Genomic DNA, 12,002 nt, shown 5'->3' with positions numbered 1-12,002 from the left:
TGCTTATATTAATATTATTGGTCTAGTTATCAGTCCAATTTATAATCTTTTTCAAAATCCTTTGTCAGCAATTCATACATCACTCTAAACCAGATTAATATACAAGGAATTGCCTTAGTGGAATATTTGATAAAAATATCTTCTTTTATAAATTTTGGAAATAAATCCGAAAATGCAAAACAAGTGAAAATCATTACAAAAATCAATAAGCTAATGTCAATTTTTGATAATTTTTTCTGCATCAAAAACCAAAGCATGACACCTGCAACTGCAATGATATAAGTTGGACTCTCGGAACCTGAGCTGAAAAGGACGACAAATAATAGTGTGGAAGCCAAAATCATCATTTGAAATGGTAAAAATTTGAATTGTTTAGTTCTGAGATAAGGTAACATGAACAAAACAAATCCGGGAATCAAAAAGATAAGATTAGAAATAGTAGCATCGCCTAAAATTCTTCTCACAACACCCATTAATGAATAATCCTGACGTGTTCCCAAAGCTTGATTTTCCAAATTTTTTCCAGATAACGAAGTGTACCAATCAAAGTAGGATTGAATACCAAATTTTGGACTTGAAATCAACATCGGCAAAACAAAAAATAAAATTGAGATTATGATTAATGAAATAATGAATTTGGTTTTGTTTTTAACAAAGAAAAAAGCGGAAAGTCCCACAACTCCATAGATTTTCACAAAAACACCAATAAGAATGGCGAAAGCTGATTGCGTCTCTTTCCTTTCATAAATATAAATCGCTGACAACATCAATAATCCTGTCAAAATAATATTAAACTGAAAATAAGTTGCCGCGGTGATAAATTCCTGAAGACAAAGCCAAGCAAAAAACGATTTCTTTCTATCCGAAAAAGGAAGTTTGTAAATAGCATACAGGAAAACCAAAGTTCCGGCAACATTCCATAAAACTGCACCAAAACCATCTGGCATCATAGCAAAAGGAGCAATCAAAAGACTGAAAAATACACCGTAATGATTGCTATCAAAAAACAAGTCAGGATATTGCGAGAAAATATTTCTTTCTTGTAACGTATTGTAAAATACATTTTTGAAAATCAGATAGTTATTATAACCTCCAGTTCCTCTTTTGTATTTGCTGTACGCAGTCAACGCTGCAACAATAATATAGATTACAAAGATAATTCTGTAATCTGAAATCAGTTTCAAGAACTTCTGTTTCACAATAGCTTTGATAGGTTGATTAGTTTAAAAAAAATGTCATTCTAACAAGAAGTTTAAATTCTCATTAGAATGACAAATATAAGTTTAAAATCGATAGTTATTAAACTGCTACATTATTTTCTCTCAAAGCATCATTAAGAGAGGTTTTCTTGTCTGTCGATTCTTTTCTTTTTCCGATGATCAATGCGCAAGGAACCTGGTATTCTCCTGCAGGAAATTTCTTCGTATAACTTCCAGGGATCACAACTGATCGTTCTGGTACATAACCTTTCGTTTCGATTGGCTCAGGTCCTGTAACGTCGATAATTTTGGTGGACATTGTCAAACAAACATTCGCTCCTAAAACAGCTTCTTTACCAACACGAACACCTTCTACCACGATACAACGTGAACCGATGAACGCATCATCTTCTATAATTACCGGAGCTGCTTGCAAAGGTTCCAAAACACCGCCAATTCCTACACCGCCACTCAAGTGAACATTTTTGCCAATTTGTGCACAGCTTCCTACAGTTGCCCACGTATCTACCATTGTTCCGGAATCTACATAAGCACCGATATTAACATAAGAAGGCATCATAATCACGCCACTTGCAACAAAACTTCCGTGTCTTGCGATTGCATGTGGAACCACTCTTACACCTTTCTCAGCATAATTTTTCTTCAAAGGAATTTTATCGTGAAATTCGAATGGACCAACTTCTATGGTTTCCATTGTTTGGATTGGGAAATACATCACCACACCTTTTTTTACCCACTCGTTGATTTGCCAGCCGTTTTCAGTTGGTTCAGCGGTACGTAATTCTCCTGCATCTAATTTCGCAACAACTTCTCTTACGGCATTCTGATATTCTTCTTCTTTCAAAAGGTCACGGTTATCCCAAGCTTTTTCGATTTTTTCCTGTAAAGACATAATTATATAAATGATAATTGATTAATGATGATTGATTTTAATCTGGATTAATTTAATATTCGCAAAAATAATAAATCTAAAGCACACTTCTCGCAAAAAGAAAAGCTTTGTTCCAATAAGCTTCGTTGAGGGATGAAATAATAACTCCTTTTGAAGTTGAGGCATGAATAAAAGTCACCTCCCCATTATTCAAAATATCGTGAACAATTCCAACGTGTGTCACAGCAGATCCGCCAGCTGTTGCAAAAAACAAAAGATCGCCGGGTCTTGCTTCAGAAACATTGATTAATTTCCCTTGTTTTGCCTGATCAGATGAGCGTCTGGGCATTTGAATTTTATTTTCGTCAAACACTTTACAAACCAGACCTGAGCAATCAAAACCTGCCTTTGTATTTCCAGCATACTTGTAAGGTGTCCCCAAATAATTTTCTGCATTATCCAAAACAGACGATCTTGTTCCAGAAACTGAACCAGAATAATTGGAATTTAATTTTTTAAGGCTTGTAGATTTTGATGTTGCTGGCTTTTTGTAAGAATATTTTTTTGTAGACTTAGAAGCACCACAAGAAACCAGAATAATTGAAAATATAATTACCAGTACAGATTTTTTCATTCGACATTGTTTTAGAGTAATTATATTTCTATATGAATCAATTTTTGCTTACTGTACAAAAATAGGTTAGTTTAATTTTCCAAACAAACATTTGAATAAAAAAAGAGAGAAGTTTTTGAAACTTCTCTCAGGTAAATATATTGATTGTAAATTGATTCGAAATTAAGAGGGCAACTAGTGCCCCCTTTAATCAATAATCAGGTTCTATGAACTTGATTACTTGTTTTTTCATGAGCAAATTTTTTGCCAAACAAAAAAAAACAACCTACTGAATTTCAGAAGATTGTTTCAAAGTGGAGAATACGGGGATCGAACCCGTCACCTTTAGACTGCCAGTCTAACGCTCTAGCCAGATGAGCTAATTCCCCATTGATATTACAATGATAAGAATTTTAACTGAAAAAATTTAAAAAACTTAATAAAATTTAAAATAAAAAAATCGGGCTCAAAACAGTTTGAACCCGATTCCTGTAAAACGTAAAATTTAAAAATATGAAATCAATTTTGATTTGATTTTAAATACTCATCGATGATATCAAATGCTTTTTTTTCGTCTTTGATATCGACTTTAATAAAAGTGTTGGTTGCAGTGGGAGTAGATAAAAAACTAAGATAAGAGTTCTCTACATCACATTTTATTCCTGCATCTTCCAGCCTAAATTTTATTAGCTGAATCTCCTGTGGGCTATTACTTTCGTAAACAGCCACTCTTGTTGTTGCATCCATAATTCAGATTTTGATTTTTTTATTAAGCAAAGCAATTTACGAAAAAAATACCATAATCTGAAATTCCTTATATTAAATTCTCAAATATTGAATTAATTTTATCTAAAATAATTTGGATTTCTTCTTTTGTTACATTCAGATGTGGACGGAATCTAAGCGACTGGTCACCACAAGTTAAAATGATAATTCCTTCGTCATAAAGTTTGCTTCTCAACCATTCTCTGGACTCCCCATCTTTTAGATCAAATGCGCACATTAAACCTTTTCCTCTTGCAGCAGAAATATTTTCAGGAAATTTCTGCGCTAATTTTTTCAATCCATCTAATAAAAATTCACCTACAATTTTAGAATTTTCAATCAGATTTTCATTTTCAATAATTTCTAAAACTAATTGAAAACGAAGCATATCAATAAAATTCCCTCCAAATGTAGAATTGATTCTGGAACTTTCTACGAAAACGTGATGTTCTACTTCATCCAATTTTTCCTTATTGGCTAGAATTCCACAAACCTGAGTTTTCTTACCGAAAGTAATGACATCCGGAATAATATCAAGATGCTGGAAAGCCCACATTTTCCCCGTCATTCCAATTCCTGTTTGAACTTCATCAAGGATAAGAAGAATCTCGTTTTCATCGCAGATTTTTCTTAATTCAGTAAAGAACTCGTTTCTGAAATGATTGTCACCGCCTTCTGCCTGGATTGGTTCGATGATAATACAAGCCACTTGATCCGGATTTGTCAGAATCGCTTCTTGAATATGCAATAGAGCCAATTGCTCGTGCTTGATTGTTTCCTCCAGATTATCTTCTGTAATTGGGAAATTCAGTTTTGGATTCGTAATTCTTGGCCAATCGAATTTGGGGAAATACTGGTGTTTTCTCGGGTCAGAAGTATTGGTCAAAGACAATGTATAACCGCTTCTTCCGTGGAAGGATTGCTTAAAATGGATAACCATTCCGGCTTCTTTATCAATATTCTTCTGCCAGTTCTTTCTGGTTTTCCAGTCGAAAGCTGTCTTCAAAGCATTTTCCACAGCCAAAGCACCGCCTTCTACGAAAAAGCAATAAGGTAATTCCTTCGGAATCGCGACTCTGGAAAAAACTTCCATAAAATCTGCATATTCCTGCAAATAAACGTCGCTAAGCGTTGGTTTATAAGTTGCTAATCTTCCCAGCCAATTTGCTTTTTCCAAAATGTATGGATGATTGTAACCTACGGAAGCCGATGCGAACATAGAGAACATATCAAGATATTCTTTGCCCGTCAAACGGTCAACGATGTAGGAACCGTGGGATTTTTCAAAATCCATTACAAAATCGAAACCGTCTGCAAGGATGTGTTTTCCGAGGGTTTCTTTTACTTTATTTTCGTGTACAATTGTGTTCATTTTAATAGTTGATAAATTTACATTGATATTTACTTACTTAATCTGGTCGCTAATTAAAAATCTTTTTTTTTGCGACCCTTCTTTATTTTTTTTTGTAATTCACCTATTTGTTTACTTAATTTGCTTTTATCTGAATGCAAAATAATTGCTCCACAACCACCCCTACCTCCATATGATTTTGTTGCATCTTCAATATTTAGTAAATTAATTTCTTTAACAGTATTTTGATTGAGAACATTAAGTATAATTGAAAAGTTTGGTTGTTTATTCAAATCAAATAGAATTAAATGCTTATTATTCTCAAGAAAAAATAAAATTTTGCATTTATTTGAAAAATCTTCTCCATCTCTTAGTACTAAATCATTAGAAATTAAATTTTGCGGAACAATTGAATCAGTTTTAATTTTTTTTATAATTAATTGAATTTTTTCACCTTTATTTTCAGTGTTTTTTAAATTTCGCATCCATTCTAAATTTTTTATTTTTGAGGTTAAACTATCAAATTTATTTTGTGCAAATAAAAAATTAGAAAATAAAATAAATAGTAATACTACTTTCATCAAAATAATAATAATTTAAAAAAAAATAACTTTCAACAATTCTAATCTAAATCAAATTTGATTCCTTGAGCCAAAGGCAAACTGCTCGTATAATTAATCGTATTGGTTTGTCTTCTCATATAATATTTCCAGACATCGGAACCAGATTCTCTTCCGCCGCCGGTTTCTTTTTCGCCACCAAAAGCGCCACCTATTTCAGCGCCTGAAGTTCCAATATTGACGTTCGCAATGCCACAATCTGAACCTCCGTTTGAAAGGAACAATTCTGCTTCGCGAAGATTTTGTGTCATTATTGCAGAACTCAAACCTTGCGGGACATCATTTTGGATAGCAATTGCTTCTTCTAATGTTTTGTATTTAATCAAATAAAGAATTGGCGCAAATGTCTCGTGCTGAACAATTTCGTAACCGTTCTCAACCTCAGCGATACAAGGTTTTACGTAGCAACCAGAATTGTAATTATCGCCTTCCAAAACGCCACCTTCTACGATGAAGTTTCCGCCTTCAGACTTACATTTCTCGATAGAATCTTGATATTGTTTAACCGCTGATTTGTCAATCAATGGACCAACGTGATTAGTTTCATCCAAAGGATTTCCGATTTTCAATTGTCCGTAAGCTTTTACCAAACGATTTTTAACTTCATCATAAACAGATTCGTGGATAATCAAACGTCTTGTAGAAGTACATCTTTGTCCAGCCGTTCCAACGGCACCGAAAACGGCACCGATGATTGACATATTAAGGTCGGCATTTTCTGTAATGATGATGGCATTATTTCCACCCAATTCCAGAATCGATTTTCCGAAACGTTCTGCTACATTTTTTCCTACAATTCTTCCAACTCTTGTAGAACCTGTGAAAGAGACCAAAGCAATTCTCTTATCATTGACTAATTTGTCTCCAATTTCATGGTCAGCAATTACAAGACTAGAAATCCCTTCCGGAAGTCCATTTTCTCTTGTAACCTCAGCGAAAATATTTTGGCAAGCGATCGCACAAAGTGGTGTTTTTTCTGATGGTTTCCAAATAACAACGTTTCCACAAATCCAAGCTAAAGCAGCGTTCCAGCTCCAAACTGCAACCGGAAAATTGAATGCGGAAATTACACCTACAATCCCCAATGGATGATATTGCTCGTACATCCTATGACCTGGTCTTTCGGAATGCATTGTGTAACCGTGAAGCTGGCGCGATAATCCAACTGCAAAGTCACAGATATCAATCATTTCCTGAACTTCGCCAAGACCTTCCTGCAAAGATTTCCCCATCTCATAAGAAACCAATTTACCTAGGTCGTCTTTGTATTCTCTTAGTTTATTTCCAAATTGTCGAACCAAATCGCCACGTTTTGGCGAAGGAACTTGTCTGAATTCTCTGTAAGCTTCCTGCGCTTTCGTTACTACTTTTTCGTAGTCACCAGCATCGGAAGTTTTTACAGAAGCAATCTTATTTCCGTCAACCGGAGAGAAACTGTCTATATTTTGCCCAGATGAGAAAAATTCTAATCCGGTAGAAGTACCATTGTTTTCTGTTGAAATGCCTAATCTTTTCAGGTTTTCTAATATTGAAATCGAGGACATAAATTTTAATTTTTTTAGAGTCCCTAAGATAAAAATATATTTCGACCAGCAAAATCAAAAGCTAACAATCGTTAGTAAACATTTAGCAATTATTATTGCTTTGAGATAGTAAAAAGATAATTAATTTGTGAAAAAGGATGTTATCAATAAATTTAATTTGATATCAGTCACTCAAACATCTATAAATTAAGGATAATTTATAATTTTGAATGAGTCTAAATTACATAAATTTTCATATTTTTGAAAAAAATAAAAGATGGAAGACCAACTACAGACGACCGAAGAAAAGAAATTGCCGAAGTGGAAAAGTCTGCTGAAAAAATTTGGAATAGGTGGAATTATTTTTTTTACAGTAAAAGGTATCATCACTTCTACACTAATCTATTTTCTTGGCAAAAACTTTTGGGTGATTATCAAGGATTATGTTGCTCAATGGTTTGATTAAACTGACTTCGCTCCATATTAAAAATAAAAAAAATCCTTTGTAGCAAAGGATTTAATTTTTTTATCGGTAACCGAAATTTTTCAGGTCTCTGTCATTTTTTCGCCAGTCTTTTTTGACTTTCACAAACAGATTGAGATGGATTTTTTTCCCAAAGAATTTTTCCAAATCTATTCTTGCCTCTGTTCCTACTTTTTTAATAGCTTCGCCTTTGTGACCGATGATAATTCCTTTTTGCGTATCCCGTTCCACGTAAATGATGGAATCTATAACAATAGCACCTTCTTTCTCTTTGAACATCTCGGTAACGACTTCTACAGAATATGGAATTTCTTTTTCATAGTTAAGAAGAATTTTCTCACGGATTGCCTCATTCACAAAGAAACGTTCCGGCTTGTCTGTATACATATCTTTGTCATAATACGCTGGACTTTCCGGCAACATCGATTTCAGTTTCGGAAGAATAATTTCTGTATTAAAAGAGTTGAGTGCAGAAATTGGAAGAATCTCAGCTTTCGGAATTCTTTCGTGCCATTCAGTTGCTATTTTTTCCAGTCCTTCTTGATTGGTTTGGTCAATTTTATTCAACAATAATAAAACTGGAACAGGAATTTTGTTGAGTTTATCAATTAAAAATTCGGATGGTTCTGCTTTATCCGTCACATCTACGATAAACAAGAAAACGTCTGCATCCTGTAAAGAATCCTTCACAAAATCCATCATTTTTTCCTGCAAACCATATTTTGGATCAAGAACACCTGGTGTATCAGAGAAAACAATCTGCAAGTCTTCTTCATTATAAATCCCGAAAATACGGTGACGTGTGGTTTGTGCTTTTTGAGTAACAATAGCCAGCTTCTCTCCCATCAATTGATTGAGAAGTGTCGATTTTCCGGCGTTTGGTTTCCCGACGATATTTACGAATCCTGCTTTGTGCATTGATTTTAAATTAAAGTATTAAATGCTAAAATGATGTAAGAAAACATTTTAATGGACAGCAAAGTTACGGAAATTTTCGGGGGAACATTTCAGAAATCGTAACATTAAATAAATGAAGATTTTACATCATATTTTTTTTATCTTTATGGTCAATTAAAAAAACTTAACCTTATGAAAAAACTTTACACTTTATTATTTAGCTTTTTATGGCTATTAGGATTTTCTCAGTCTTATTCATCATTAATGAATATAAATTGGAAAATTGATAAAATAGAAAAAAACAACACAAACTATTTTCCTCCACTTAATAATGGATATGGGATATTTAATGAAGGTTTTGACACTTTCAATAACTCTAACTATTTTACATTATCTTCTGGATTATATAACTCTGTAGCGGGAAGAATAACATGGAGAGATAATTACTTCAATATACCAGCAATCAGTTTTACGTTAGGAATTTATGAGGGTGAGAATGAACAAGCTGTAAAGTTTTTTGATTTCCTAATTTACGAATTCTATACAGGAAATCAAAATCAACAAAATACTGAAAATTATTATTTTGTTTACAGTGAAAGCAATGGCGGTAAAAGTTTAGTTATATCCCGTTCTAATGGAGATAAAATCTTTTATTCAAATAAAATTTTAAGCACTTCCGACGTTTCAAAATCAAAAATCTCTATTCATCCGAATCCTTCATCAGAATATATTTTTATAGAAAACTTAAAACTTAATTCTAATATTGAATTGTATGACAATACTGGAAAATTGGTAAAAACAATCTCTAACAATACGTCTAAACAAGAAATCAACATCAAAAAACTTTTACCCGGAATTTACTACTTAAGAATTGATGGAAAGTCTGTCCAAAAAATAATCAAAAAATAACTAATACATATAATCATATGAAAAAACTCTATACTTTATTGATCGGTTTTTTTTGCGTCCTGGGATATTCCCAAAATCCACTTTTATTTGATAAAAATTGGAAAACAGAAAAAGTCATTATTGGAAACAACACTATTCTCCCAAATGAAAACAGTGGATATTTTATCAATTTTAATAAAACGAATACATTTTCCTATTACAGTAAAATATGTTCTGAAAATTGGGGAAATATCAATTACAACACCATTTCAGATGATTTCACAATCACCCTTGCCAATCACTATTTAACCAACTGTACCTTTACAGACTTGACTAATTTCGACATAAATTATTCTTTATTTTTTACAAAAAATTCATCTGGGACTAATAAAATTAATTATAACATTGAAAGTAACTCTACAGGTCAAAAATTAATCCTTTCAAACAGTTCTGGCGATCAGATTGTATATAATTTTTATACACCTCCTGTAAATTTAACATCAAAAACATGGAGCATAAACTCTTTAAAGATTAATGGAATTAATTATAATAAACCATCTCAATATTTAGGAGGAAGTACTACAATTGGTATTGATGGATTTTTCAACACATCATATTTCAATACAGGACAAGGTCAAATTGGTTTTTTTGCCGATAATAAATTTAGTGTCCTGTCATTATCCGTAACACTAGCCGATTCTGACAATCCACAAATATCCCAGTTTGATGGATTGTATTTTGACAACTTTTTCAGTGGTATAGATGGAAGAATAAATCCTTACTTCTACGAATTTTCTAATGATAATAATACTTTAACCATTATTAAATTCAATGGAGATACTGCCACTTACTCAAATAAATTCCTTTCAACATCAGAAATTTCAAAATCAAAAATCTCGGTTTATCCAAATCCATCATCTGATGTTGTAAAAATTGAAAATCTAAAACCGAATTCATTATTAGAATTAATAGACAGTTCAGGAAAATTGATTAGAACAATTTCTAATATTAAGTCAGATAAAACTGAGATTAATATTAAAAATTTAGCGTCGGGAATATATTATTTGAAAGTCGACGGGCAATCTGTACAGAAGATTATCAAAAAATAATTTTAATAAATCAAACAAAAATCGGTTCAACTTTGAGCCGATTTTTTTATTTTAAAGTTCTACCTTTGAAAATTCATTATTTCAAATAACCGTTTATGTTTACAGACAAAGAAATCTCAGAAATCAATCATCTTCTCGTTCCGGAAAATAACATCGTTATTGTAACGCATCATAATCCTGACGGAGACGCAATTGGTTCTTCTCTTGGTCTTAAACATTACTTGAAAACAAAAGGAATTGATGCCACTGTAATCACACCCAATGATTTTCCGAAATTTCTAAAGTGGATGCCAGAAGCGAAACAAATCATCATTGGTGAATATAAAAGAAAAATAGCTGGCGAAGCCATTTACAATGCGGATGTTATTTTTTGTCTTGATTTTAATTCACCTTCAAGAATTGGACTTCTTGGAGATTGGGTAACTAAAGCAAGAGCCAAAAAAGTTTTGATTGACCATCATCAGATGCCGGAACAATTTGATTACGTTTATTCTGATACAACAGTTCCTGCGACCTGCCAAATGATTTATCACTTTATCCAAGCGAATAATGATGAAAAATTAGTTAATCTTGATATTGCACAATGTCTTTATACAGGAATAATGACAGATACAGGCGGATTCAGGTTCCGTTCTACGAGTGCAACAACCCACAGAATTGTGGCTGAATTGATTGAAAAAGGTGCTGACCCAGCGATTATCACTTCCAATACTTGGGACACCAATACAATTTCCCGCTTACATTTGCTTTCATTAGTACTTAGCAGAATCGAGTTGACTAAAGATGGAAAAGTGGCCATTCTTTGGCTGAAACGTTCTGAACTGAAAGAATACGGCTTCGACAAAGGCGATACGGAAGGTTTTGTGAATTATGGGTTGAGTGTACTGGGAACTAAAATGGCGGTTTTCTTTATGGAAGATCTTTATGAGGATTTTATCAAAATCTCTTTCCGTTCCAAAGATTCTGTGGACACGAATCAGTTTGCTCGAAAATACTTCAATGGTGGTGGACACATCAATGCTTCCGGTGGAAAATATTTCAAATCGATGGAAGAAACAATTGAGGATTTCAAAGAAAAAATTGAAACGGAAGACTTTTAAGAAAGATCAAAGGCCAAAGAATCAAAATTTGATTAATTAGACTTCATTTGACACTGAAAATTTGATTGATTGACATAATTCCTAGCCCCGATGGGAACGGCATCCTTTTTTGTCTTATCTGAAAAATTATATTGAAGACTTAACTTCTAAGACAAAAAAGATACAGTGGACAGCGGGATTAAGCTCCTAAAAATCTACCTCAAAAAGACAAAAATCAGTGCAATAATCGCTGGTAAAGCCTGAACGACAAATATTTTCTTGGAGGCTGACAATGCGCCGTAAATTCCTGCTACAATAACACACGCAAGGAAGAAAATTGCGACATTTTTTGCCCAAATCGCATCGCTGATAAAGAAACTCCAGATGAGTCCAGCGGAAAGAAATCCGTTGTACAGACCTTGGTTTGCAGCGAGTTTTTTGGTGGGTTTGAACATCTCATCCGGCAATGAACCTTTGAATGTTTTTTTTCCTAATGTTTCCCAAGCGAACATTTCCATATAAAGAATATAAAGATGCTCCAGAGCTACGATTGCAATGAGGATTTTTGATATGATTTCCATT

The 12,002-nt window shown here is 33.2% G+C and carries 13 protein-coding genes and 1 tRNA gene; 4 read left to right on the top strand and 10 right to left on the bottom strand.

Features of this window, described 5'->3' with window-relative positions:
• Nucleotides 1–29: 29 nt before the first annotated feature.
• The 8 genes from BUR19_RS01990 to amaB all read right to left on the bottom strand — a co-directional run bounded on the left by BUR19_RS01990 (nucleotide 30) and on the right by amaB (nucleotide 6,984).
• Nucleotides 30–1,199 carry a glycosyltransferase family 87 protein gene (locus tag BUR19_RS01990; protein WP_074233261.1) on the bottom strand — a complete coding sequence of 390 codons (1,170 nt, stop codon included), beginning with the start codon at nucleotides 1,197–1,199 and terminating at the stop codon, nucleotides 30–32.
• 100 nt (nucleotides 1,200–1,299) lie between these two features.
• On the bottom strand, nucleotides 1,300–2,112 hold the full coding sequence (locus BUR19_RS01985; protein WP_074233260.1) for a 2,3,4,5-tetrahydropyridine-2,6-dicarboxylate N-succinyltransferase: 813 nt from the start codon (nucleotides 2,110–2,112) through the stop codon (nucleotides 1,300–1,302).
• Nucleotides 2,113–2,188: 76 nt separating this feature from the next.
• Nucleotides 2,189–2,725 carry a C40 family peptidase gene (locus tag BUR19_RS01980; protein WP_074233259.1) on the bottom strand — a complete coding sequence of 179 codons (537 nt, stop codon included), beginning with the start codon at nucleotides 2,723–2,725 and terminating at the stop codon, nucleotides 2,189–2,191.
• A gap of 294 nt (nucleotides 2,726–3,019) precedes the next feature.
• A tRNA-Ala gene (locus tag BUR19_RS01975) sits at nucleotides 3,020–3,093 on the bottom strand.
• Nucleotides 3,094–3,223: 130 nt separating this feature from the next.
• Entirely contained in the window at nucleotides 3,224–3,451 is a 228-nt protein-coding gene (locus BUR19_RS01970) for a putative signal transducing protein (protein WP_074233258.1), read from the bottom strand.
• A 67-nt stretch (nucleotides 3,452–3,518) separates the two neighbouring features.
• Nucleotides 3,519–4,841 carry an L-lysine 6-transaminase gene (gene lat, locus BUR19_RS01965; RefSeq protein ID WP_074233257.1) on the bottom strand — a complete coding sequence of 441 codons (1,323 nt, stop codon included), beginning with the start codon at nucleotides 4,839–4,841 and terminating at the stop codon, nucleotides 3,519–3,521.
• A gap of 53 nt (nucleotides 4,842–4,894) precedes the next feature.
• The gene (locus BUR19_RS01960) at nucleotides 4,895–5,401 is read right to left on the bottom strand and encodes a hypothetical protein (protein ID WP_074233256.1); all 507 of its coding nucleotides are present in this window, start codon (nucleotides 5,399–5,401) and stop codon (nucleotides 4,895–4,897) included.
• A gap of 41 nt (nucleotides 5,402–5,442) precedes the next feature.
• Entirely contained in the window at nucleotides 5,443–6,984 is a 1,542-nt protein-coding gene (gene amaB / locus BUR19_RS01955; protein ID WP_074233255.1) for an L-piperidine-6-carboxylate dehydrogenase, read from the bottom strand.
• A gap of 256 nt (nucleotides 6,985–7,240) precedes the next feature.
• Between amaB and BUR19_RS01950 the strand changes: the two genes are divergently transcribed.
• A complete protein-coding gene (locus tag BUR19_RS01950; RefSeq protein ID WP_074233254.1) occupies nucleotides 7,241–7,429 on the top strand; it encodes a hypothetical protein in 189 nt (62 codons plus the stop codon).
• Between the two features lie 60 nt (nucleotides 7,430–7,489).
• On the opposite strand, the gene era is transcribed toward BUR19_RS01950, so the two are convergent.
• Nucleotides 7,490–8,365 carry a GTPase Era gene (gene era, locus BUR19_RS01945; protein ID WP_074233253.1) on the bottom strand — a complete coding sequence of 292 codons (876 nt, stop codon included), beginning with the start codon at nucleotides 8,363–8,365 and terminating at the stop codon, nucleotides 7,490–7,492.
• A 171-nt stretch (nucleotides 8,366–8,536) separates the two neighbouring features.
• On the opposite strand from era, the gene BUR19_RS01940 reads away from it, so the two are divergent.
• The 3 genes from BUR19_RS01940 to BUR19_RS01930 all read left to right on the top strand — a co-directional run bounded on the left by BUR19_RS01940 (nucleotide 8,537) and on the right by BUR19_RS01930 (nucleotide 11,441).
• Nucleotides 8,537–9,253 (top strand): T9SS type A sorting domain-containing protein, encoded by a 717-nt coding sequence (locus BUR19_RS01940; protein WP_083600622.1) that lies wholly within the window; start codon nucleotides 8,537–8,539, stop codon nucleotides 9,251–9,253.
• A gap of 17 nt (nucleotides 9,254–9,270) precedes the next feature.
• Nucleotides 9,271–10,341, top strand: coding sequence for a T9SS type A sorting domain-containing protein (locus tag BUR19_RS01935; protein ID WP_074233251.1), 1,071 nt, complete (start codon nucleotides 9,271–9,273; stop codon nucleotides 10,339–10,341).
• Nucleotides 10,342–10,436: 95 nt separating this feature from the next.
• Nucleotides 10,437–11,441, top strand: a complete 1,005-nt coding sequence (locus BUR19_RS01930; protein ID WP_074233250.1) for a DHH family phosphoesterase — start codon at nucleotides 10,437–10,439, stop codon at nucleotides 11,439–11,441.
• A 194-nt stretch (nucleotides 11,442–11,635) separates the two neighbouring features.
• Here BUR19_RS01930 and BUR19_RS01925 read toward each other — a convergent pair whose 3' ends face one another.
• On the bottom strand, nucleotides 11,636–12,001 hold the full coding sequence (locus tag BUR19_RS01925; protein ID WP_074233249.1) for a DUF1304 domain-containing protein: 366 nt from the start codon (nucleotides 11,999–12,001) through the stop codon (nucleotides 11,636–11,638).
• Between the last annotated feature and the right edge of the window lies 1 nt (nucleotide 12,002).

Origin of the sequence: Epilithonimonas zeae (genome assembly GCF_900141765.1) — a bacterium.
In the GTDB taxonomy this organism is placed as follows: Bacteria; Bacteroidota; Bacteroidia; order Flavobacteriales; family Weeksellaceae; genus Epilithonimonas; species Epilithonimonas zeae.
This window is presented reverse-complemented; position numbering and strand designations above follow the sequence as displayed.